27 protein-coding genes and 1 riboswitch are annotated in these 24327 nt (G+C 37.7%); of the genes, 21 read left to right on the top strand and 6 right to left on the bottom strand.

Annotated features, from left to right (window positions below):
• Positions 1-113: 113 nt before the first annotated feature.
• The 12 genes from ABS768_RS14890 to ABS768_RS14835 all read left to right on the top strand — a co-directional run bounded on the left by ABS768_RS14890 (position 114) and on the right by ABS768_RS14835 (position 9942).
• The gene (locus ABS768_RS14890; protein WP_408075744.1) at positions 114-545 is read left to right on the top strand and encodes a thioredoxin family protein; all 432 of its coding nucleotides are present in this window, start codon (positions 114-116) and stop codon (positions 543-545) included.
• 3 nt (positions 546-548) lie between these two features.
• Complete coding sequence (locus tag ABS768_RS14885) at positions 549-1535, top strand: FAD:protein FMN transferase (protein WP_408075743.1); 987 nt, start codon at positions 549-551, stop codon at positions 1533-1535.
• Positions 1532-1741, top strand: coding sequence for a DUF4266 domain-containing protein (locus ABS768_RS14880; RefSeq protein WP_408075742.1), 210 nt, complete (start codon positions 1532-1534; stop codon positions 1739-1741). Before ABS768_RS14885 ends, ABS768_RS14880 begins: the two co-directional genes overlap by 4 nt.
• Before the next feature lie 2 nt (positions 1742-1743).
• On the top strand, positions 1744-3066 hold the full coding sequence (locus ABS768_RS14875) for a DUF3570 domain-containing protein (protein ID WP_408075741.1): 1323 nt from the start codon (positions 1744-1746) through the stop codon (positions 3064-3066).
• A 3-nt stretch (positions 3067-3069) separates the two neighbouring features.
• On the top strand, positions 3070-3732 hold the full coding sequence (locus ABS768_RS14870) for a response regulator transcription factor (protein ID WP_408075740.1): 663 nt from the start codon (positions 3070-3072) through the stop codon (positions 3730-3732).
• Between the two features lie 17 nt (positions 3733-3749).
• Positions 3750-5132, top strand: coding sequence for a sensor histidine kinase (locus ABS768_RS14865; protein WP_408075739.1), 1383 nt, complete (start codon positions 3750-3752; stop codon positions 5130-5132).
• Positions 5133-5297: 165 nt separating this feature from the next.
• Complete coding sequence (locus ABS768_RS14860; protein ID WP_408075738.1) at positions 5298-6281, top strand: nucleoid-associated protein; 984 nt, start codon at positions 5298-5300, stop codon at positions 6279-6281.
• Positions 6274-7458, top strand: a complete 1185-nt coding sequence (locus ABS768_RS14855; RefSeq protein WP_408075737.1) for a hypothetical protein — start codon at positions 6274-6276, stop codon at positions 7456-7458. Before ABS768_RS14860 ends, ABS768_RS14855 begins: the two co-directional genes overlap by 8 nt.
• A 67-nt stretch (positions 7459-7525) precedes the next feature.
• Positions 7526-8077: a hypothetical protein gene (locus tag ABS768_RS14850; RefSeq protein WP_408075736.1), complete on the top strand. Its 552-nt coding sequence runs from the start codon at positions 7526-7528 to the stop codon at positions 8075-8077.
• A 98-nt stretch (positions 8078-8175) separates the two neighbouring features.
• Positions 8176-8958 carry a HipA family kinase gene (locus ABS768_RS14845; RefSeq protein ID WP_408075735.1) on the top strand — a complete coding sequence of 261 codons (783 nt, stop codon included), beginning with the start codon at positions 8176-8178 and terminating at the stop codon, positions 8956-8958.
• The gene (locus ABS768_RS14840) at positions 8948-9331 is read left to right on the top strand and encodes a DUF3037 domain-containing protein (RefSeq protein WP_408075734.1); all 384 of its coding nucleotides are present in this window, start codon (positions 8948-8950) and stop codon (positions 9329-9331) included. The genes ABS768_RS14845 and ABS768_RS14840 overlap by 11 nt, the downstream gene beginning before the upstream one ends.
• Positions 9332-9528: 197 nt before the next feature.
• Positions 9529-9942 (top strand): VOC family protein, encoded by a 414-nt coding sequence (locus ABS768_RS14835; RefSeq protein WP_408075733.1) that lies wholly within the window; start codon positions 9529-9531, stop codon positions 9940-9942.
• Positions 9943-9995: 53 nt separating this feature from the next.
• On the opposite strand, the gene ABS768_RS14830 is transcribed toward ABS768_RS14835, so the two are convergent.
• Positions 9996-10670 (bottom strand): hypothetical protein, encoded by a 675-nt coding sequence (locus ABS768_RS14830; RefSeq protein WP_408075732.1) that lies wholly within the window; start codon positions 10668-10670, stop codon positions 9996-9998.
• A gap of 231 nt (positions 10671-10901) precedes the next feature.
• Between ABS768_RS14830 and ABS768_RS14825 the strand changes: the two genes are divergently transcribed.
• The 5 genes from ABS768_RS14825 to ABS768_RS14805 all read left to right on the top strand — a co-directional run bounded on the left by ABS768_RS14825 (position 10902) and on the right by ABS768_RS14805 (position 15386).
• On the top strand, positions 10902-11462 hold the full coding sequence (locus ABS768_RS14825) for a helix-turn-helix domain-containing protein (protein WP_157484337.1): 561 nt from the start codon (positions 10902-10904) through the stop codon (positions 11460-11462).
• Between the two features lie 8 nt (positions 11463-11470).
• Entirely contained in the window at positions 11471-11917 is a 447-nt protein-coding gene (locus tag ABS768_RS14820; protein ID WP_408075731.1) for a response regulator, read from the top strand.
• Positions 11918-12061: 144 nt separating this feature from the next.
• Complete coding sequence (locus tag ABS768_RS14815) at positions 12062-12496, top strand: response regulator (RefSeq protein ID WP_408075730.1); 435 nt, start codon at positions 12062-12064, stop codon at positions 12494-12496.
• Between the two features lie 12 nt (positions 12497-12508).
• Positions 12509-13102 carry a biliverdin-producing heme oxygenase gene (locus tag ABS768_RS14810; protein ID WP_408075729.1) on the top strand — a complete coding sequence of 198 codons (594 nt, stop codon included), beginning with the start codon at positions 12509-12511 and terminating at the stop codon, positions 13100-13102.
• A 13-nt stretch (positions 13103-13115) separates the two neighbouring features.
• Positions 13116-15386 (top strand): ATP-binding protein, encoded by a 2271-nt coding sequence (locus ABS768_RS14805; RefSeq protein WP_408075728.1) that lies wholly within the window; start codon positions 13116-13118, stop codon positions 15384-15386.
• Here the strand turns inward: ABS768_RS14805 and ABS768_RS14800 are convergent.
• Positions 15356-16696 (bottom strand): voltage-gated chloride channel family protein, encoded by a 1341-nt coding sequence (locus tag ABS768_RS14800; RefSeq protein ID WP_408075727.1) that lies wholly within the window; start codon positions 16694-16696, stop codon positions 15356-15358. The two genes, ABS768_RS14805 and ABS768_RS14800, sit on opposite strands and share 31 nt — an antisense overlap.
• Before the next feature lie 39 nt (positions 16697-16735).
• Positions 16736-16800: riboswitch (Fluoride riboswitch) on the bottom strand.
• 23 nt (positions 16801-16823) lie between these two features.
• Positions 16824-16988: a hypothetical protein gene (locus ABS768_RS14795; protein WP_408075726.1), complete on the bottom strand. Its 165-nt coding sequence runs from the start codon at positions 16986-16988 to the stop codon at positions 16824-16826.
• Between the two features lie 220 nt (positions 16989-17208).
• Between ABS768_RS14795 and fumC the strand changes: the two genes are divergently transcribed.
• From fumC to ABS768_RS14780, 3 genes are all read left to right on the top strand, one after another.
• Positions 17209-18606 (top strand): class II fumarate hydratase, encoded by a 1398-nt coding sequence (fumC, locus tag ABS768_RS14790; protein ID WP_408075725.1) that lies wholly within the window; start codon positions 17209-17211, stop codon positions 18604-18606.
• A gap of 169 nt (positions 18607-18775) precedes the next feature.
• Positions 18776-19282: a GNAT family N-acetyltransferase gene (locus ABS768_RS14785; protein WP_408075724.1), complete on the top strand. Its 507-nt coding sequence runs from the start codon at positions 18776-18778 to the stop codon at positions 19280-19282.
• The gene (locus ABS768_RS14780) at positions 19279-20232 is read left to right on the top strand and encodes a hypothetical protein (protein WP_408075723.1); all 954 of its coding nucleotides are present in this window, start codon (positions 19279-19281) and stop codon (positions 20230-20232) included. The genes ABS768_RS14785 and ABS768_RS14780 overlap by 4 nt, the downstream gene beginning before the upstream one ends.
• Here the strand turns inward: ABS768_RS14780 and ABS768_RS14775 are convergent.
• Together ABS768_RS14775 and corA are read right to left on the bottom strand one after the other, a co-directional pair.
• A complete protein-coding gene (locus ABS768_RS14775) occupies positions 20229-20933 on the bottom strand; it encodes a DUF1003 domain-containing protein (protein ID WP_408075722.1) in 705 nt (234 codons plus the stop codon). The genes ABS768_RS14780 and ABS768_RS14775 overlap by 4 nt on opposite strands.
• A gap of 1 nt (position 20934) precedes the next feature.
• On the bottom strand, positions 20935-22020 hold the full coding sequence (gene corA, locus ABS768_RS14770; protein ID WP_408075721.1) for a magnesium/cobalt transporter CorA: 1086 nt from the start codon (positions 22018-22020) through the stop codon (positions 20935-20937).
• Positions 22021-22087: 67 nt separating this feature from the next.
• Between corA and hutI the strand changes: the two genes are divergently transcribed.
• Complete coding sequence (gene hutI, locus ABS768_RS14765; protein ID WP_408075720.1) at positions 22088-23326, top strand: imidazolonepropionase; 1239 nt, start codon at positions 22088-22090, stop codon at positions 23324-23326.
• A 60-nt stretch (positions 23327-23386) separates the two neighbouring features.
• Here the strand turns inward: hutI and ABS768_RS14760 are convergent, their stop codons facing one another.
• Complete coding sequence (locus ABS768_RS14760) at positions 23387-24253, bottom strand: hypothetical protein (RefSeq protein ID WP_408075719.1); 867 nt, start codon at positions 24251-24253, stop codon at positions 23387-23389.
• Between the last annotated feature and the right edge of the window lie 74 nt (positions 24254-24327).

Here is a 24327-nt window from a genome sequence, read left to right as displayed (position 1 = left end):
AAAACCCCGAAGCGAAAGCTTCGGGGTTTTTGTTTCTTAAAATTAGCTTAAGAAACACCTATGCATACACTTACAGTAGCAAACTCAGCGTTAATTTGTATAAATTTATAATCATGAAAAAAATACTAATCTTACTATTGCTAATAACTGCTCCTGCTTTTGCCCAAAGCTGGAACTATAATATAGATGATGCAAAGGCACTTGCAGCTAAAGAAAATAAAAACATCATTCTTGTTTTTTCGGGGTCAGACTGGTGTGCACCCTGCATAAAACTGGACAGGAACATATGGCAATCGGAGGAATTTAAAAAAGAGTCCGGTCAAAAATGGGTACTGCTTAAAGCCGACTTCCCTAAAAAGAAACAAAATGCCCTACCGGAAGCACAACAAAAGCATAACGACCAACTGGCAGAAAAATACAACCGTGAAGGTTATTTCCCGCTGGTGGTAGTAATAGATAAAACAGGTAAAGTACTGGGTAAAACCGGTTTTAAAAATATATCCCCTAAAGAATACATCGAACTGTTACATTCAATGGAAAAATAGGCCATGAAAAAAATAATGTTCTTTTTGCTGCTGCTATGCTTTACAGGCAGCTACGGGCAAATAGCCCACAAAAGGAAACTTTCCATGCTGGGAAGCCCTTTTGAGATTACGGTAGTAGCAAAAGATACGGTACAGGCTAACAAATACATAGACCTTGCCGTTGCTGAAGTAAAACGTATAGAAAATATTATATCCGACTGGATCCCCACTACGCAGGTTTCGGCAATCAATGATAACGCCGGAGTAAAGCCCGTAAAGGTTAGCGAAGAACTCATGGCACTTATAGAAAGGGCAATTAGTATATCGAAGCTAACCGATGGGGCTTTTGACATTTCGTATGCCTCAATGGACAGGGTTTGGAAATTTGACGGCAGTATGAAAGAAATGCCATCGGAAGAGGCTATTAAGAAATCTGTTGAGAAAATAGGGTATGAAAAAATAATAGTTGATAAGAAAAATAGTACCGTATTCCTTAGGGACAAAGGAATGAAACTGGGAATGGGAGGTATTGGCCAGGGTTATATAGCCGACAAGATAAAAGAACTGCTTTATACCAACGGATGTACATCGGGACTTGTAAATGTATCGGGCGATATTAATGCCTGGGGCAGACAACCGGACGGAAGCCAGTGGACGGTAGGGATTGTAAATCCTATGAATAAAAGCAAGGTGTTTGCCATATTCCCTCTGGAAGACAGTGCTATTGAAACATCGGGCAGTTATGAAAAATATGTGGTATTTAACGGTAAGCGTTATTCCCATATTATTGACCCGAGAACGGGTTATCCGGCAACGGGAATTGTAAGTGTTTCGGTGTTCGCTAAAACCACTGAGATTTCAGATGCCCTTGCCACTTCGGTTTTTGTAATGGGCATAGAGGTTGGACTTAATCTTATAAACCAGCTTAAAGGCATAGAATGCATAATTGTAGACGATAAAGGGAACATACATGTTTCACAGAATATAGATATAGAGAAATACAAACCATGAGAAAAATACTAATACTGGGAGTTGTGCTAATGGCACTGCAATCGTGCAACTCGGTTAAGGAATACGAAAAACAGTATATAAACGACCCCGATATGAAACTATCGGCACGCCCTACCGAACGTTTTGAAACCAATTTTCAGGTATACAGGGAAGCCGCAGCAGGTGCTAACGGAGGAAAAACAGGAGGAGGCTGTGGCTGTAATTAAGCATGAAACAATTTACTCTATTTAGTATATTATTATTAACCTCGGTTGCCGCAGTGGCACAACAGGAACAGGATAGCACTCAGGTAACTTATAAAAAGAGAGTACTGGAAAGTACCGAAGTCGACTTTTTAATGAGCTACTATAAACAGGATGGTGTACACTCTGCTGTTTCGGGAGGTAAAGGTATGGAGGAACTGTCTGATGTTACCCCTACCATAGTGGTAGCAATGCCACTGAATGATGACGATGTTCTAACCGTAGATGCCGGATTGTCGGCCTATTCATCCGCATCTTCGGGGAACATCAATCCGTTTGATAGTAGTACACCAAGTCCGTGGCAGGCAAGTTCGGGAGCATCCGCTTCAGATATGCTTACTTCACTTGTGGTGAATTACAGCCATAGTTCAGACGACAGAAACGATATTTGGAATGCCCATCTTTCGGGATCTACCGAGTATGATTATTCATCATTCGGTTTCGGTGGTGGCTATACTAAGCTGTTTAACGATAAGAATAGTGAAATTAACATTTCGGGTAATGTATATTTGGATAGCTGGAGACCTATTTATCCTAAGGAGTTACAGGATTTTTACAACAACGGTTACGACCTTAACGGAGGGATATTCAATTACTTTACCATTACCGGTAATACTGATTACAACCCAAGCAGGTTTACACCACACCCTAAAAAGAACAGGAACTCCTACTCTATGTCCTTTAGCTTCTCGCAGGTAGCTACAGAAAAAATGCAGTTTTCCATATTTGCCGATTTATTGTATCAGCAGGGATTACTCTCCACCCCTTACCAAAGGGTATATTTTGCCGATGTGGCCGACTCTTTCATCAACGAGTTCCATCTCGCCGATGACATAGAGCGACTGCCGGATAACCGCTTTAAATTGCCTGTAGGGGCACGATTAAACTATTATGTTAACCAATGGCTTGTGGTACGTACCTACTACCGTTTTTATACAGACGACTGGGGTTTAAGTTCACACACCGCCAATATAGAATTACCAATAAAACTGAACGACAGGTTCACGGTATTCCCTATGTACAGGTATTACACACAACAGGGATCTAAGTACTTTGCTCCTTATAACATGCATATGTCTACAGAGCAGTATTACACCAGTGATTATGATCTTTCAACTTTCGATGCCCACCAGTATGGCTTTGGTATAAATTATACCGATATTTTTGCCGCAGCAAGAATTTGGGGCTACGGAATCAAAAACATTGACCTGCGTTTTAATCACTACTCCCGCAGTGATGGTTTGGACGCAAATATCGTATCTTTCGGTATAAAATTCGTACAACAGTAAATTATGAGAATCCTTATAGCAGAAGATGAAAAAGGCATTACCAACTTCCTTAAGCAGGGGCTTGAGGAAGAAGGTTTTGAGGTATTCATCTCCGAAAACGGAAAAGATGCTTATAACGATATAATAGATAAAAACCCCGACCTTATACTGCTGGACTGGATGATGCCCGGCTATTCGGGCATTGAAGTGTGCCGTGCCGTAAGGGCAACCGATACAAAAACCCCTATTATCTTCCTTACGGCAAAAGATACCGTACAAGAAACTATTGAAGGACTAAAGGCAGGAGCTAACGATTACATCAAAAAACCGTTTAGTTTTCAGGAACTGGTAGAACGCATTAACATTCACTTCCGTTATATGCAGGACACCAACGAACTTACCATAGGTAATACCAGGATTATACAAAACAAGCATCAGGTATGGCATAACGGCAAAGAAGTTGCCCTTACTCAAAGGGAATACGACCTGTTAGTGTACCTTATTCAAAACAAGGGTAACGTTTGTACGCGCCAGCAAATAATACAGGACGTGTGGGATATTCATTTTGAATATGATACCGGGGTTATTGATGTTTTTATAAATGCCCTCCGCAAAAAACTCAACCTTAAAAAAGAGGACGACTTTATTAAAACAGTGCGCGGAATAGGCTATATTGCAGAAGAATAACCCATAAATACTCCCCTGTGAAATCCATATCGTTTTCTTTTCGTAACCGTATTGCATTTTACTACATTGTGAGCACTGCCCTGCTTGTATTTGCAGTGTTTGTAGTTATTTACTTTACTGTGCGTCAAAGCGTATACAGCGATGTGGAACGCGACCTTAGCATTGAGGTAGCCGATTTGATGACAGAAATCAGTATAAACGATACAGGCTTTGCCATACAGGACTCACTGGAGTGGCAGGAAAAAGAACACAACACACTGGACATCAACCCTATTTTTATTGAGTTTGTAGATGCCGACGGTAATTATACCGACAAATCACCCAACCTTAAGGAGTCGTTCCTGCAAATAAAATACAAAAAAAAGCAAACCCTCTCTTACGATACCTGGTTACAAAACAAGTCGGTTAGGCAGATCGAAGTACCCGTAACCAGTAACGATAATGTGGTAGGTTATATACTGGTTGCCGCCCCACTTGAAGATGCCGCAATGGTTATTGACAACCTTAGCAAAATACTATGGATAGCCTATCCCCTTGTATTGGTCGTACTTTTTATTATTGCCCGTATTATTGCCGGGCGCAGCATTAAGCCTGTAGCATCCATAATAAGTACGTCAAACGATATTACGCGTGATAACCTTACCTCACGTATTCCGTTACCACCAAATAAAGACGAACTATATACACTATCGCAAACCATAAACAACCTGCTGGACCGTATTCAAAATGCTATTGAGCGCGAAAAGCAGTTTACAAGCGATGCCTCACACGAACTGCGTACTCCCCTTGCCGTAATAAAGGGAACTCTGGAAGTGTTGATACGCAAACCCCGTGACCGTGAGGAATATGAAGAGAAAATAAACTTTTGCATCAGCGAGGTAAACCGCCTTAACCACATGGTAGATCAGCTATTGCTATTGGCGCGTTTTGAAAACCAAAAACAGTCCATTAAGCCCGAAAGTGTTTACCTTAACTCGGTATTACTGGATACCCTTACCCGCTATTCACAAACGGTAAAGGACAAAAACATACAACTGGTAACCGAATTTGATAAGGACTACTACCATGAAACCGACGAATACCTGTTTTCTATTATTGTAAACAATCTTATCTCTAATGCCATAAAGTATTCGCCCGATAATGGTATTATAACCGTTTCCATAAACCAAAACGACGGTACCTGCATTACCATAACCGATAACGGTATGGGTATACCGGCACACGACCTGCAAAAAATATTCAACCAATTTTACCGCTCTAAAGCTACCGAACACAGCAACATTAAAGGCACGGGGCTTGGGCTTTCTATCGTAAAGCGCCTTTGCTCTCTACTGGGTATCGCTATTGATATTTACAGTAAGGAGGAAAAGGGTACTACGGTTAGGTTGTTTTTGAGGTAAACACTCCTACTCTACTATACAAAAAATCCCAAAGTATATACTTTGGGATTTTTTATTACGTGTTTATACGTAATAGGCTATGTGTAAAATACTGAAATTTAACCTCTTAAGCATTTAACAATAAAATGTTTATTAAATTGTGTTAACCTAAAACAATAAATAACTATGACAATAAAAAATATTGTATTACATCAAATTATTAAAGAAAAGAAGGGAAAACCAGACCTTAATTGTTCTGACAAATTAATACCAATTAACACAAAAATAAATGAATTTGTAGTAATGCTTACAAAGAGTTACAATGCAAAGAATCCAACACAAGGAACATTTGAAGATGATATTGACAACTATCCATTTCAAAAAAAGTGCAAAATTTATTTAGATGACAATGACTTCTTAGTTTTTTCTAGAGAAGCTATGGAAATCCTAAAAAAAGAAATCGACTCCCCGACTACAACAGGTGGATATGTAGTGTTTGTTCATTACGAGGAAAAATCTTCTGATTATTTAATAACTGCTATGTTAGATAAATCTACTCAATTTACAGTAGATGATGAAAATTTGGATATTGAAAAGTTAATGACCTTAGACGTTGAAAAATTAGCACGAGCTAACCGATTAAGTATAAAAAGGTGGGAAAATAAATATCCTCTATATCTTTCTTTTATTAAAGGAACTAGAGATGTCTCAAAATATTTTCTGAAATTTATAGGGTCTACTGATTTAACTTCTTCAAAAGAAAATCTTTCCGTACTTCATAAAAGTATCAACAAATTCTATATAGAACAAAAATATTCATTAGAAGAAAAAGACAGAGCTAAAGAAGCTGTTTCTGATTATATTAAAGCTTGTTATAATGATAAGAAAGATGTAGAATTAGAATCTATTTCATCTTTACTAAAAAATGAAAATCCCACAGAGTTTTTAGATTTTTTACAGAAAAATGAAATAGAAGTAAGCGGTAAAATTTCTATACATAAAAAAAGTGATTTCGATTCTTTTACAAGAAACAAATTAAGAGAAAAAGGATATACACTAACATTTGAAAAAGCTCTAATACGTGATGGAAAAATAACAAAGCAAGATAATGACATCATCATTCATAATGTCCAAAAGGAATTATTAGATAATATTTTTGACGATGAGTGATAATAGTATACTAGATAATATTGTTTATATAGAAAGGAGGCTTATTAATAAATCATCAAAATCTTTTATTTTAAATGGAGAACTAGCCAGATTAAAAAAAAATGATTTAAAGAAGGTTGAGTCATTAGCAAAAGAAGATTTAGATTTAATAATACAAAACAACAAAGAAGACATTATTGAAATTGAAGATATTTCATCACATCTAAACAGGAAAATTAAGCTTTCGGTTAGAACTGGAAATATTCAGAACTATTATGAAAAACTGGAAACTTTTATAGAAGGAAACAAAATTAAATTTAAAAATAATGATTTCTACATATCAGATATAGATTATCGAGAGAGTGAAGAAAAATTCAATATGCAAATACAAGACTACAAAAGTAATATACTTTTAATCTCCTTTTTAAGAAAAATTGCTGATAATGAGAAGCCTTCTGGCAATAGACTAAATTTATTTTTTTATAAAACAAATGTTGGGATTGATTTAAACATTGAATATTCTTTAAGCAATTTACATTTAGTAAATATCCATGAAAATTTCATTAAAAGTATCCAAGAAAGTGATACTGATGAAAAAAAACAACTTTTTGTAAATGAACTTATAAACTTTCTAGAAAAAAATGGAAAATCATACATTAAACTTGTAGAAGGATGGAATTATTTAATTGATAGTTATAATAAAAGTTATTCTCTATTTCTATCAGGGTTTTCATTTGAAAAAATTAAAACTTCCTCTAATGAATATTTTCAAAAATTAACTGATAGAATATATGAATCTATTAGTAAGGCTTCTAACTATATTTTTGGAATACCTATAGGTTATATATTGTTAATTAACAATTTAGACTTTACTGGGGAATTAATTTTTAAAAATTTTTCTATACTAATCTTAGGAATAATTTTTTTCATACTGATTGCACAAATTTTATTTAAAAATATTAAAGAATCAATACTTGCAATCGAAAGAGATATTGATGATTTTAAATTAAAAATAGAAAATTACACAGAGCTTGATGATATAAAAAAAAAATTAGACAGACTTAAAAATCAAGACATAGTAAAACAAAAAAGAAAAATTAAAATTGTAAAAGTTCTAAGCATATGTATTTTCACTATCATTGTTTTCATGTATATTTTCATTTTTATTGATACTAGTATATTTTTAATACATTTTTAATTTAAAAATATTGTAAACTTCTATTTAGGATATTCTTTATATTTACGGCAAACCACGCTATATATAAATGAAATTTGAAATACCCTTTAACCCTGCCCTTTACAGGGAAAAAACTATTGATGCCTTTAACTATATTTGGTACACCAGGGTAAGAAATATCCATTTGTTACTGGCACAGGCCATATTAATAACCGGTATTGGGGGTTGGTTTTTAGTTTCGGGGCTTGGCGTGGCAAATGCCGGGTATGTATTTATAGCTGTAGGGTTACATTTGGCTATCAACTGTATTAACCACTACATAAACATCAGTAAGAACAGAAAAAAACAACACCGCCTTATTGAAGCTGCAGTCCAAAAATGGAAAAACACCACAGGAGTACTTGAGTTTACTAAAGAGGCTTTCCATTATACGACCAACGGAGTTGACATAACCCTAAGCTGGGACAACTGCACCAGTTTTAAGGTAATCAATAAAAACAGCGTGCTGTTGTATTTTGATACATCGGCTACACCGGCTTTCATTATCTCTAAAAAGGAAGTAACCCAAGAGGGCTTTAATGATATTATTTCCTTCCTTGAAGACAGGAACTGGTACCCTACTGCCATGCCTTCGATTTAAACATCTGTTTCCCATAAGGGTAACAAACAGGGCTTCTTTATAAAAATTCGCTATTTTTACAGCATAAAACTGCTTTGTAAAAGCTGTACTTAGTAACCATGAGCAAAACACCACAATTACGTAATGTAAACGTAACGCGTTATGTTACCCCACTGCGCGAGGGCGGTTCGCTGCCTGCCATTGCCGAGGCTGACGACGACTTTAAATACGTACTTAAATTTCGCGGTGCCGGACACGGAACCAAAGCCCTTATCGCCGAACTTATAGGTGGCGAAATGGCACGATTACTGGGTTTACCCGTACCCGAACTGGTGTTTGCCAATCTTGATGAGGCTTTTGGGCGTACCGAAGCCGACGAGGAAATTCAGGATTTACTACAGTTTAGCCAGGGGCTTAACCTTGCCCTGCATTACTTTTCGGGGGCTATAAACTTCGATCCGGTTGTTACAACAGTCGATGCTAAAATGGCGTCACAAATTGTATGGCTTGATGCTTTTATTACTAATGTAGACCGTACCTTCCGTAATACCAATATGCTTATATGGCACAAGGAACTGTGGCTTATAGACCACGGTGCTTCGCTGTATTTCCACCATTCGTTTAACGATCCTCAGGCGGCTGCGGCAACTCCGTTTGCTTTGATTAAAGATCACGTACTGCTGCCACAGGCAACCCTGCTGGACGAGGTGAATACCGAGTATAAAGCATTGCTTAACGAAGAGAAAATACGCTCCATAACAGCACTTATCCCTGCCGAATGGATGGACTGGCAGGATAACGACCTTGAGCCCGAACAGGTGCGCGAAGTGTACACTCAGTTCCTGCTAACGAGATTAGAAAACAGTGATATTTTTGTAAATCAGGCTAAAAATGCAAGATAAACACCTATATGAATATGCCGTGATTCGCGTTGTTCCCCGTGTGGAGCGCGAAGAGTTCCTTAATGTAGGGGTAATAGTGTTTTGCAAAAGGCAAAAGTTCGTTAAGGCACTTTATACCATAAACGAACCTAAAATACTCCTGTTCTCTCCGGAAACCGATATCGACCAGATTAAACAAAACCTGGAATCGTTTGAAAAAATAGCGCGGGGCGTCAAAGATGGCGGACCAATCGCGCAAATGGAAGCCCCCGAACGTTTCAGGTGGTTAACGGCTGTGCGCAGTTCGGTTATACAAACCTCAAGGCCACACCCCGGATTTTGCAGTGATATGGAAAAACTAACACAACGCCTGTTTGAAGATTTGGTATTATAATTTTAGTATTAAGTATTGAGTATTGAGTACAAAGTAGTAAGACTTAGCATTACTTACTATTGAATATTGAATATTGATTATTGAACACCCAAAACTAAAATCGTCCTGATTTCCCCCTTAGCTTGTCAGAGATACACACCCTTGTGTGAGGCTTTCGTTTATAACTTTGTAGTATACAAATCAAAAAACGAACAGTTATGACAAAAATTAATCAAATCTTCATTAACCTTCCGGTAAAGGATCTTAACAGGTCAATTGAATTTTTCACTAAAGTAGGCTTTACATTTAATGCCCAGTTTACCGACGAGAATGCAACGTGCATGATTATAGGAGAAAACATGTTTGCAATGCTGCTTACCGAAAAGTATTTTAGTACCTTTATTACCAAACCGATAGCAGATGCTAAAAAAGCAACAGAGGTAATCACGGCACTATCTGTAAGCAGTCGTGACGAAGTGGAAAGCATAATAGAAAAAGCTTTTGCTGCCGGAGGTAAGCAATACAAAGATCCTATAGATTACGGCTGGATGTACAACCGCAATTTTGAAGATTTAGACGGACACCAATGGGAAATATTCTATATGGATATGAGCGCCATGCCAACCGAATAGCACATCTTATCTTTTATCCATTCCCGCTTTGTCTCAAAGCGGGTTTTGTGTTTTTAAGCGGTAAGCAAATCCCTGTTATTTATATGGTATATGTATTGAAACATACAATGTGCAGCCACTGCTCCAAACAAATGCCATAAAAAATGGGGCCCAAAGCTTACCCAGCCCCAACCGTCACCAATACGGAAAACAAGAGCTAAAATAAAAGCCAGGAATGCCATGCCTACCCACATTCCGTTTTCAAACTTTGTTTTTACCAAATAAGCCAGTACCGGGAACAATACCATAGCAGCCATAGCCGCATAGTTAATATTTATCAATAGGTGCCTGTCGCCCTTAATGGTATTTCGCAATAAAAACTGAAATCCTACATAAAGTAGTATTAAGCCAAACGCATAGTACCATTTTGTAAGTCGGGTTAAAAAGTAAATACCCGCAGCAATACACAACAACATTATAGGCAACCAGTCCATCATAATAAATATACTCCACTGTCGCAGTCCGTGATACACCGTACCTCCTATTCCGCCAATATAAAGCAGTATTACGGCACTAAACAAAAAAGTATGCTGCCTTACCTTTCCCCACAACTTAAATGTCCAGTAAAAGGCCAGAAACAAAAACAGTATTGACGTTATGGCGTTTAACGGTTCGGGAAACAGGTTATACATGTTGGTTTCAGTATAAATTATCCCGCCATCGGGAGGAGGTATTTGAAAAAACAGCATAATTTATTATATTGCATTTAAGGTTATATAACCTCTTAAAGCCTACACAGAGCAGGATGTTAAGATTTAAAGGTTTTCTAAATTTATAAAAAAGACCTAAAATACTGAAACTAAATTTTTTAAAAAAACACAGGTTTAAATATTAGTCTATAGAACTGATATGAAATGCGGCGCACTTAAACACATGTTAATAAAAATTACTAATTTTACTCGCTAATTAAAGGACAACTAATGGAGCTTTACATAAAATATAACATAGACCAGATGTGTAAAGTTCTGCTACAGCAGCAATTAGACAAATTTGAGATTGACTGCAAAGTAACCGAACCCGGATATGTCAAATTCAGGGAAAACATCCCGATGGAAAAATACAATCAGCTGATTGATTCCTTAAAAGAATATGGCATAGAAATCGTTGACAATCAAAAAAGCATATTGGTACAAAAAATCAAGAATGCTATTATAGAAATGCTTTATGCAGATAAGGGCGTACAATCATTAAAAATATCGTCATACCTTTCTGAAAAGCTTAACGAAAGTTACCGTACCCTATCACAGGTGTTCTCGGAAGTGACCTTTATATCCATAGAAAATTTTATAATCCTACATAAAATTGAAAGAGTAAAGCAGCTGTTAATGACCGAAAGTCTTTCCCTTACCGAAATTTCTTTCATGATGAACTACAGTAGCGTAGCCTACCTGTCGCAACAGTTCAAAAACATAACCGGGGTTACTCCTACCACCTTTCAAAAGATAATGAGGCAAAAAAGAATAGCTGAAAACAATATATAAGCCTGTTTATGCTCCATACTCACTTACACATTATGCTGGCAGATGACGACGAAGACGATCGTCTGTTTTTTACCGAAGCCTTTGAGGAGGTTAAGATAAAGTATACCCTTACTACATTTAATGACGGGGTATCACTAATGAATCATCTTGTACTTAAAGAAAATCCGCTACCGGACATTATTTTTCTTGACCTTAACATGCCCCGCAAATCAGGGATGGAATGCTTAAGTGAAATAAGGAACAGTGAGCGCCTTAAAAACATTTCGGTAGCTATATATTCCACTTCCTCTTCAGATCATGATGTGGAACAGACTTTTATATCGGGAGCCAATGTATACATTAAAAAGCCTACAGATTTTACCGAACTTAAAAAAATACTTTCGGATGTAATCCATATCAACTGGCAATATATTACAGACGGACTTAATAAAGATAGTTTTATACTCAATTTTTAGTAAGTAAAGTATTTATAATTTGAGGCAGAGATGTTACAATATTCCGCATAACTCCCTGCAAGTCTAATATTAACAGCTTGTAAACATATATTAGATTTTAAATAAACTATATTTGTTTTTAACACGCTTAAAATTACATAGGCCATGAATAATGAATTAACAATATTTTATACCGATGACGACCAGGAAGATATTGACTTCTTCAGGGAGATTATCGACATTATAGATACAAACGTAAAAGTGGTTACACAACGTAACGGCGAAGAGTTACTGCACGCATTAAACAATCCGCCTCCCACCCCTTATCTGGTATTTCTGGATATTAATATGCCGGGAATGAACGGACTTGAAACATTAAGACGCGTGCGCGAATCAGGTAAGCATAAAAACCTGCCTGTGGTAATGTTCTCCACTTCCAGTGATGATATCACTATACAGCAGAGTAAAGACCTTGGAGCCTCTTTTTATGTTCCTAAATCAGGTGCTTTCGATAAGCTTAAAAAATCTATAGAACATACCCTTAAAATAAACTGGGATAAGTTTACTGTAGAGACTAACAACTTCGTATACTTTAGCTAAGAAGATTATTTTATGAATAATGATATTACGACTACCGAAACGTTTTTAGAAAGATTACGTACTAAAACATCGGTAGCCCATACAAATCTGGAGAAGCTTCCTGTTTCAGAGTCAATAATGGATCCTGAAGTAACGGCTTCCCAGTATTTATTTTACCTAAACCTTATGCATGATGTGGTTAAGCAGGCAGAAGAAGAAATTTTTCCTGCCCTTACCCCTTTTATACCCGATATTGCACAACGTAACAAAGCATCACTTATAGAAAGTGATTTTAGTGCGTTGGGCTATGCCAAAATGCAAAACCAGAAACCTTTTCAAAACATAGAGGCTATGTCACCTGCCTTTAGGATGGGCATACTATATGTTATTGAAGGTTCGTCACTTGGCGGAAGGGTAATATTAAAAAATATCAATTCGGCTTTAGGCCTTACCGAAGATAACGGAGCCACTTACTTTGCCGGCTACGGTAATCAAACCGGAAGCAGGTGGAAATCTTTCCTTAATGCATTAACAGCCTATGAGGAAAAGCACAACAATGAAAATGAAATAATTGCCGGGGCAGAATATGCCTTTAACACTATTAGCAGGCATTTTACCCAAAACTAACCCCCATTAGTTTATGAATATAAAGGATATCGTTAATCGTGATATTGTAAACCTTACCAATTGTGAACAGGAACCCATACATATTCCGGGAAGCATTCAGCCACACGGATTCTTAATTGCCGTTCACTCCAACACTTACAAAATAGAATTTTGCAGCGGTAACAGTAAAGACTTTACCGACATTAGCCATGAACAGGCATTAGGTAAAAGCTTTGATACTGTTTTTGGTGAACAGGCGCTTACCGACCTGAAAGGCTATATTGAAAAAAAGCTTATGCTTTCATCAAGTCTTCTTAAAATAAGTCTGTTTAATAAGCATTTTGTATGTACGGTTCACAAAAGCGACTCCCTTTATATTATTGAAGCCGAACCCGCAAGCGTAAACGAAATAGACGCTTCCCGCGAGTATAACCATACATCACAGTTTCTTTCCTACATGCACGATACTAACACGTTTAAGGAATTGTGCCAACTTGTAGCAAAAGGAACTCGCGATATTACAGGATATGACCGTGTAATGATTTATCGTTTTGATAAAGATTATAACGGAGAGGTTTTTGCCGAAAGTGTACGCGAAGACCTTGAGCCGTTTTTAGGACTGCATTACCCACATACCGACATACCTAAGCAGGCCCGCGAACTCTATATGCAAAACCTGCTGCGTATTATTACCGATATTGATTATACTCCGGTTCCTATATATACCATAGACAAAAGCGAGAATAAAAATCTGGACCTAAGCCTTTCTGTTTTAAGAAGTACCTCTCCTATACACGTGCAATATCTGCATAACATGGGAGTTGGTGCCACGCTTACCATATCGCTTATTTACCAGAAAAAACTGTGGGGGCTTATAGCCTGCCACCATTACTCTCCTAAAAACCTGTCGCCCGAACTAAGGCTGGCAGCTAAGTTACAGGGACATTTTATTACCTCACAAATTGATCTTAGGCAAAAGAATGAGGAATACGAACTGTCACAAAAAACAAATACAGCACTGGAGAAAGTTAATGCTATTGCTTTAACAGAGAATCATACTTTTGATGAGCTTATAGCTTCGCCTCATTTACTGGAGCTATGTAACGCATCGGGAGTTTCCATACTAATAAACAATACGGTATACAAAAACGGACTTACCCCTCCTAACGAACAAATACAAAAATTATCCAGCTGGCTGGCTACCTATACACAAAACGGACATACATATACCGACAAGCTTATCAGCTTACTACCGGAATATAAAGATATGTGCGAAGATACTTCTGGGCTCATATACCATTCTCTTGATATAGAAAGTAACAACTGTATTATATGGTACAGGCCCGAAACCAAGAAAGAAGTAAATTGGGGTGGCGATCCAAACAAATCGATTATAAAGGACGAAAAAGGGCTTTCGCCAAGAAATTCTTTTAAATTGTGGAAGGAGATAGTAGACTGCCAGAGTAAACCCTGGGAAAAACCCGAACTGGATACAGCAGCTAGTTATGCTTATAGTCTACAAAGACAAATAAACCTGTTAATCATTACACAGGAAGAGGAAAAGTACCGAAAACTGAGTGAATTACTAAAGGAAACCAACTCAGAACTAGAGAACATTAACTGGATAAGTACACACGACCTGCAGGAACCATTACGTAAAATTCAGCTCATATCATCACGTATTCTTAGTACCGAAAAGGATATCCCTGAAAAGGTAGAAGATTCTATAAGGCGAATGAACAGTTCGGCAAACAGGATGCAAACCCTGCTCATTGATATACTTAAATACACCCGCCTTAAACACGAAGACAGCAACTTTGAACCTGTTAACCTTACCGATATTGTTAACGATTTAATTACTGAATTACATGAAACTATAGAGGAAAAACAGGCCGAGGTACAGGTAGATCAGCTTCCTGTAATACAGGGAATACCATTCCTTTTAAAACAACTGTTCTCTAACCTGATAAGCAACTCCATCAAATATTCTGCTCACGACAGAAAGCCTGTAGTAAAAATATCTGCAGAAGCTGTACCGGTAGTACATAATGATGCTGATAAAATGCTTTACAGACTGGTTTATGTAGCCGATAACGGAATAGGGTTTGAACAGGAATATGCTGAATCTATCTTCAATATTTTTACAAGGTTAAATTCCTCTAACGAATATAAAGGATCGGGAGTTGGACTGGCGCTTTGTAAAAAGATAGTACAAAACCACGGCGGATATATATCAGCAACGGGCAAGCCGGATGAAGGTGCTGTAGTTAGTATTTATTTTCCGGCAAACAAAGTAGTTAAGTAATTGGTTCTCCTTTCCTTACGTGAACTACCTATATTAGCAAGTGTTTTATCCTGCTCCCTGCCAAACAGCAAATGCTTGGAACTGCCTACTATTTGTGCAGAATAAATTCCCGTATGTCCCGAGAACAAATAGGCAACCACACAAGCAATGGCGATAAACACAGTGCTATCGGCTCCAAAAAGCTCAATACCCATAAGTGTACAGGCTATTGGCGTATTGGTAGCACCAGAGAAAACAGCCACAAATCCCATTCCTGCTAACAAAGCTAAAGGCAGTGGTACAAAAAATGCCAGTGCATTACCCAGCGTAGCTCCTATAAAAAACAATGGTGTTACCTCTCCCCCTTTAAAACCCGCTCCAAGGGTAAAGGAAGTAAACAGTATTTTAAGCAGGAAGTCGTATGAAGTAAGATCCTGGTTAAAAGCCTCTACAATTACCGGAACCCCTAAGCCTATGTATTTGGTAGTACCTATTGCAAAAACTGCAACAGCTATTACTATACCGCCTACAAAAGGCCTTAACGGGGAATAACTGATTTTAGATTTAAAAAATTCACCCCAAAAATGTGTCATTCGGGAAAAAAGCATGGCTGTTAATCCAAATGCAATACCTACTCCTGCCGCAAATATCAGATTAAGCGGAGTCATTTCGGGCACAAAAGGAATGTGGTAATGCGTGTGCCCTACTCCCCATAAATGACAGGTATAATTAGCTACAACGGCAGTAAGGAAACTTGGTAGTATTGCTTCATAGCGCATCCTTCCCAAAACCAAAACCTCAAGCGCAAAAACAGCTCCCGCCAACGGTGTACCGAATACAGAAGCAAAACCACCGCTAATACCTATTATAATAAGTATTTTACGATCACGCGGACGCATTTTAAAAAGCTTTGTGAGCTGATCGGCAATAGCACCTCCCATTTGCACGGCAGTGCCCTCCCGCCCGGCAGAACCACCAAAAAAGTGTGTAGCAATAGTACCAAACAACACCAGTGGTGCCATACGGAAAGGAATCACCTGTTTAGGAGTATGGAGTTCTTCCAACAGCATATTGTTGCCTTTAACAACACTACTGCCAAAATAATGATATAAAAGTCCGATTATGAGTCCGCCTAAAGGTAGTAAGGCAATAATCCAAATATGGTTTTCACGCCAATTTGTAGCCCATTCAAGTGAAACTAAAAAGAATGCAGAAGCAGAACCGCACAATATCCCGACAATTGCCGAAATAAGCAGCCACTTTAGAAGATAAAAAAACTGTGGAATTTGTTCGACAGATGCAATGAGCCCTCTTAAAGATTGTTTATTCATGTTACCTTGTTTATATAATAGATCTACACGGCAATTGCCGTAACTGTAGACGCCATCAGCCCGGTTAAGGGCGGTTCAAGGCAGACATCATTGCCTGTACCAAAAAAGCTACCTGAGGCAGCTTTTATTAGTTTTCGCTATTTCTGTTAGCTCTTTTCTCTTTGATTAATTCAACGGTTGCACCGCCTAACCAGTAAAACACGAAGCTTACAAGGAACATCATTAACCAAAAACCTATTGTTAAAACAGTTAGAAAGCCTAAGAAACCTAAGTATTGATGAAATTCGAACATGATCGTATATATGTTTATTCTAATTCACGCCAAAGATAATCCTAAAATTTATTTTTACCAACACAAAAAACCAAAAAACACACAAAATAATTTTATGAAATCGTTTTCAATACCTGGCTATATTGCTTATTTTTGGCTGAGTTTTTAAAACGCGTTCACAACATCAGTCAGTTACGTTTTAAAAACCAAATCAAACTGAATTACAATAAATACACAAAAAATGGAATACAGAATAGAAAAAGACACCATGGGTGAAGTGAAAGTCCCTGCAGACAAGTACTGGGGCGCACAAACCGAACGTTCAAGAAACAATTTTAAGATAGGCAACGCCGCTTCTATGCCAAAAGAAATAGTAGAAGGTTTTGCTTACCTTAAAAAGGCTGCTGCCTATGCTAACCACGATTTAGGCGTACTATCTGTAGAGAAGCGTGATGCTATCGCTCAGGTTTGCGACGAAATCCTTGCCGGTAAACTGGACGATCAGTTTCCGCTTGTAATATGGCAAACAGGTTCGGGTACGCAAAGTAACATGAACGTAAACGAGGTTGTTGCAAACAGAGCTCAGGTTCTTGCCGGAGGTAAAATTGGCGAAGGTGAGCCGGTACTCAAAGCTAACGACGACGTAAACAAATCCCAGTCTTCTAACGATACTTTCCCTACAGGTATGCACATTGCTGCTTACAAAGCTGTAGTGGAAATTACTATTCCGGGTGTAGAAAAACTTCGTGACACTTTACACAAAAAGTCTCAGGAGTTTATGAATGTGGTAAAAATAGGCCGTACTCACCTTATGGATGCTACTCCTCTAACTTTAGGTCAGGAACTTTCAGGTTATGTGGCACAACTTAACTACGGTTTAAAAGCACTTAAAAATACTTTAGCCCACCTATCTGAAGTTGCTCTTGGCGGTACTGCTGTAGGTACAGGACTTAACACTCCTGAAGGATATGATGTAAAAGTAGCCGAGTACATCGCTAAATTTACAGGACATCCTTTTGTAACTGCAGAGAACAAATTTGAGGCTCTTGCTGCACACGATGCTATTGTGGAAACTCACGGTGCATTAAAACAGCTTGCTGTATCATTAAACAAAATAGCAAACGATATCCGTATGCTTGCATCTGGTCCACGTTCGGGAATTGGTGAAATCCTTATCCCTGAAAACGAACCGGGATCATCTATCATGCCTGGTAAAGTTAACCCTACACAATGTGAAGCTCTAACTATGGTTTGTGCTCAGGTAATGGGTAACGATGTGGCTATCACTGTAGGTGGTACTCAGGGTCACTACGAACTTAACGTATTCAAACCGGTTATGGCTGCTAACTTCCTACAGTCGGCAAGACTTATAGGTGACGCATGTGTATCTTTTGATGAGCACTGTGCGCAAGGAATTGAACCAAACCACACCCGTATCAACGAACTTGTAAGCAACTCATTAATGCTTGTAACTGCGCTTAATACAAAAATTGGTTACTACAAAGCTGCCGAAATTGCTCAAACAGCACACAAAAACGGTACTACCCTTAAAGAAGAGGCTGTACGTTTAGGTTATGTGTCTCCTGAAGATTTTGACGCTTGGGTTAAACCGGAAGACATGGTAGGTTCTTTAAAATAAGACATACTTAACTTTTATAAAAGGCCCCGCAATAGCGGGGCTTTTATTTATTCATAATAATTTCAGTCATTGCGAGCCTGCGAAGCAATCTATAAAATAATTATAAAGATTGCCACGTCGTTCCTCCTCGCAATGACAAAACTGTAGGCTTAATTATTATATTTGTTATATGGAAACAACCCTGCGCCCTGCCATTGTAAACGACCTTGAAGGTATACTGGCTATAGTAAATCACAACATACTATACTCTACCGCTTTGTACGACTACAATGTGAAATCAATGGAGTATATACAACAGTGGTTTAAAGAAAAGCAGGAAGCAGAATGGCCCGTTATTGTTGCTGATATTAAAGGCAAGGTGGCAGGTTATGGTACTTATGGAACCTTTCGTACTAAAGACGGTTACAAATACACTGTAGAACATTCAGTTTATGTAAATGAGGAATATCATGGTAAAGGCATAGGGAAAATGCTTTTAGCCGACCTTATTATACTTGCCAAAAAACAGGGTATGCACAGCATGATAGCTGGTATAGATGCCGAAAACAAAAGCAGTATAGAGTTCCATAAAAAATTCGGTTTCAGGGAAGCGGGATTATTAAAGGAAGTAGGATTTAAGTTTAACCGCTGGCTGGATGTAGTGTTTATGGAGCTTCACTTAAATCAAGACTCATGAAACAGTTTTACAAACAGAAAAAGGTAACTTTCATAATAGGCATACTGGCAGGTGTGGTTTACGGACTGGCAGCCAGATATGTTTTTAAATCCAATATTGCTACCGTTTCATTTCTTTTCCTTGTACCTATAGGGCTTGGTGCTGTTCCTTTCCTTTTTATCAATAGGGAACAAATACAATCATACAAAAAACTATTGTTTATCCCATGGCTTAGTATTCCGCTACTATTCGGGTTAATGATACTGTTTAAAATTGAAGATTTTCTGTGCTTTTTCGTTTTAGCTATACCATTTATATTACTGGGAACCCTTATTGCCTTTTTAGTGGTGTTTCTGGATGAAGTAATAAAACGTAACAAAAGGAACAAACTTTTCGGTTTGGCTTTACTTCCTTTTCTGGTTTTACCTTTAGAAAAGTCACTGGAACCCAACTCCCGTAACTACAACGTTAACAGCGAAATTATTATTGAAGCCACTGATGCAATTATATGGGATAACATTGTAGCTGTAAATATTATTAATGAAACCGAGTATAACCCAGGTATATTAAACACCTTCGGGTTACCACGCCCTGTTAAGGCTACAGTAACAAAAAAGGAACTTGGAGGGATACGTACAGGATATTTTGATGATGGTTTACAGTTTACCGAAATCATTACCAAATATGATCTTAACAGGGAAATTGCCTTTTCTATTAAAGTAGACCCTACCTCTTGCCAAAACAAAATATTCCAAAAACATGTACTGGAGGGTGATTATTTCCGTTTTGAAAATGCGGTATACAAGCTAACACCAATGCCTGAAGGAAAAATAAAACTCAGCCTTTCATCAGAATATAACCTTACCAGCAACGTTAATTTTTACGGTGAGTTCTGGGCCAATATCATGATTAAAGATTTTCAGGACAGGCTTTTAAATGTAATACAAAAACGATGTGAGAAAAAACTCTAATTCCTTTTCTCCATACGTTTTAAAATATCATTCATCATATCAATCTGCACCCTTTGTATCTCAATAAGCGATTGCTCCTGGTGTAGTATAAGGTGATCCAGCTTTTCGTGTAGCAACCTTATTTCAAGTTCACTTTTAAGGTTAATAAGATAATCGTTTTTAGCCCTCTCCCTATCTTTCTCCTCCTGCCTGTTTTGGCTCATCATAATTACCGGAGCCTGCAATGCTGCAAGGCAGGACAAAATCAGGTTAAGCAGGATAAACGGATAAGGATCAAAGCCTTTATTTGTAAGCCAAAAAACATTAAGCACTATCCACGCTAACAGAAAAACCATAAACGATATAATAAATGTCCAGCTACCACCAAAAGTTGCTACCTTATCGGCTACGCGCTGCCCTACCGTATAAGTGGTAGTTTCTTCCTCATCGGCAAGGGTATTGCTAATAAGTGTCTTTTCGTTAAGCGACTCCACCACCTTTTGCTCCATATCGGTAAGCTCACCCATTTGGGTATTCATAAAGTCGGATATGTACTTTTTCCTGTAATGAGCCAATTCAGAAAGCGAGAGGTTACAGCTCACATCAAAATCAGGATGATCTTTTTTGATGATGTCCAGTATAGGCTCACGTACTAATTTAGCCGATACTTTTTCGGAATCAGGAAACTGTTTTTTGGAAATATCACTGGTAAACTTCTGCATATTAAAACCATTTTTTACGTTTAAAATAAATTATCATAATGAGGGCAAGCGCCACCATAAGCCCAAGAGCATAAAAATATCCGTTCTTAAAATGTAGTTCGGGGATATGATCAAAATTCATCCCATATACCCCTACAACAAAGGTCATAGGCATAAATACCACCGAGAAAATAGTAAGGGTTTTCATAATCTCATTCATACGTTGCCCTTGTGCCGAATAATAAAAGTTAGAGGCACTGTCCAGTGAGTTCATGTCATACTCAATCTGATCCAATAGTTCAAGGCTCTTTTGGTGCAGGCGTGTAAAAAAGGTATAACTGGTACTTTCTATAACCTCATAATCCTGCTCGTCTTCGTCATTTTTAATATTAAATAAAGCTTCACGTATAGGTGTAATGGAACGTTTCAGGAAATTAAGGTTTTCTTTTGCCTTTTCAACATCGGCTATAAAATCGGCCCTTTGGTCGGTTTTTGCCTGCATGTTTAACGCCTCAATTCTGTCTTCATATTTTTCAATGGTAACAAAAAAGTTTTCCATTATCGCGTCAAGCATCAAATACAACAGGTAGTCGTTTTTCTTTTTACGAATCACCCCAACACCTGTCCTTATTCGTTCACGAATGTGTGAAAAATAGTCACTCTTTTTCTCCTGAAACGAAATTATCATATTATCCTTCAGTAAAAAACTTATCTGTTCGGTAGCCATGCTTCCCTCCTCTTCTTCCGGCAGTACTGATTTTACACTAAAAAACAGTATATCATTACCCAGTTCCTCAATACGGGTGCGTCGGGATGTATTAAGTATATCACCAATTATAAAACTTTCCACATGCAACAGTTCGCCTATCTGCTTTATAAGCTCCACATCATGCAATCCGTGTATATTAAGCCATTTAATTGTATTTTGATTTTGAGAAGATGTACATTTTTTTTGTATAACATCAAGGTGTACTTTTTGATATTCCTTACAGCCGTGCTCATCATAAGTAAAAAGCTGCATTTCAACAGGATCATTTTTATAGGCGCCTGTATACTCATAATAATTAGGCTGAACTTTACGTACTTTTCGGTATTTAATCCTCTTCATGTCGATTTGTTTCCATAAATATAGGAGTTTTTTAAAATCCATTCTATTTTTACAAAAAGTTTAATTCATGAAGATACTTATTACGAATATTAAAGAATTGCTGCAGGTAAGGGAAAACGGAATTGAGAAAGTCTCAGGAAAAGACATGGCCGTGCTGCCTTCTTTACAAAACGCATACTTACTGATTGAAAACAACATTATTGCCGATTACGGCACTATGGAAAACTGCCCTGATGTTGCAGGTGTACAAACTATAGATGCAACCGGAAAAACCGTACTCCCTTCATGGTGTGACAGCCACACACATATTGTTTATGCAGGCAACCGCGAACAGGAGTTTGTAGACCGCATAAACGGACTTAGTTATGAGGAAATTGCATCCCGAGGTGGTGGTATACTTAACTCAGCTAAAAAGCTTAACGAAACATCTGAAGAGGATTTATACCTGCAATCACGCAGCCGCCTTGAAGAGGTTATGCAACAGGGAACCGGAGCTGTAGAGATTAAATCGGGTTACGGACTAACCGTTGAAGGCGAACTTAAAATGTTAAGGGTAATTAAGCGTTTAAGGGAAGAATACCCAGTAGCCATCAAAGCTACTTTTTTAGGAGCACACGCTTTCCTTGCTGAATATAAAGAAAATCACAGCGCCTATATAGACCTTATTATTAATGAAATGCTTCCTAAAATAGCCGAGGAAAAACTGGCAGACTATATTGATGCCTTCCTTGAAACGGGATACTTCTCTGTTGAGGAAACCGAACGTATTATGGAAGCCGGTAAAAAATACGGACTACAGGCTAAAATTCACGTAAACCAGTTTACCGCTATTAAAGGTATTGAAGCCTGTGTGAAGTATGATGCCCTTAGTGTAGACCATCTTGAAATTGTAACAGATGAGGATATAGAAGTATTAAAAGGTACTAAAACAATGCCTGTGGCACTGCCTACCTGTTCTTTCTTTATCAGTATACCTTATACTCCGGCACGTAAAATGATGGAAGCAGGACTACCACTGGCACTTGCTACCGATTTTAACCCCGGTACTACTCCGTCAGGAAACATGAACCTTGTAGTGGCTACTGCCTGTATCAAAATGAAAATGACACCGGAAGAGGCCATAAATGCAGCAACCATAAATGGTGCTTATGCCATGGATTTATCAAAAACACATGGTAGCATCACTAAGGGTAAAAGAGCTAATCTTATCATAACCCAACCACTTACCTCCTATTATCAGTTACCTTATGCTTTTGGCAGTAACCTTATAGACACAGTAATCGTTGAAGGAAAAGTTATAAGCTAAACCAAAATAAAAAAGGAGCCTATATAGGCTCCTTTTTTATTTTATAACTGTTACTACTTATTACCTTAAAGTAAAAGTATCGTTTGCAACAAGTTTATCTTTATCAAAAAGATTTACGTGGTAAAGACCTTTTTCAAAGTCAGACCCTGAAAGGATTTCTGTTACTGTAACAGTCTTGTTCTCATAAATAGCATTTGTAACAAAGCTGTAAGTAAGGGTATAGTCACCAAAAGTTTCGGTTTGTTTCTCACCAAGAACATTATTTTTACTGTCAATTACCTGTACATAAAACATTCTGTTACCAGTTTGAGCCACTTCGTTAGCAGCAATTGTAAACGATATTTTAAGTTTGTCTACACGTCTTGCTTTATCTGTAGCAACAAGTTTACCTGAGTTTCTTTCTTTAAATGCTTCAGCAGTTAAATTAACGATAGAAAGTTTAGAAGCTTTCTCTGTAATTTTCATATTTTGTGCAACAAGAGTATCATTGTACTGTCTTGTTTCGTTTAGTGCGGTTGCAGTACTGTCACGTTCTACAGTAAGCATTTCATTTTGCTCTTTAAGCGCTTTGTTTTCAGCAAGCAGGTTATCCATCTCGCTTTTTAGCTTAAAATAGCTGTTCTTGTATTTTTGTAAAGAAGCAACATCACCTTCAGACTTTTTAACCTGCGCAATAAGTTCTTCAATTTTTGCACGTTCAGCTTCAAGTTCGCTTTTTAAACCGGAGTTATCAGCAATAGCAGCATCATAACTTGCTTTAGCGCTCTCAAGATCACTAAGAAGCTGGTCTTTTTCAGAGATATACTGCTTTTCTGTTGCCTCATTGTCGGTGCTCATTTTGTACATGTACGCAAGGCTACCAACTAGTAATATGGATAGTATTACTATAATCGCTTTTAAACTAGAGTTACTTTTTTGTTGTTCCATTATTTATTAAATTGTTTTTGCCAAATTTATACATATTTTAATTCTATGGGTTCATTTTAACGAAATTTTATAGG

The organism is Flavobacterium rhizophilum (assembly GCF_046000485.1).
Classification (GTDB): domain Bacteria; phylum Bacteroidota; class Bacteroidia; order Flavobacteriales; family Flavobacteriaceae; genus Flavobacterium; species Flavobacterium rhizophilum.
The sequence above is the reverse complement of the archived record's forward strand: the minus strand, read 5'-3'. Positions and strand labels throughout refer to the sequence as shown.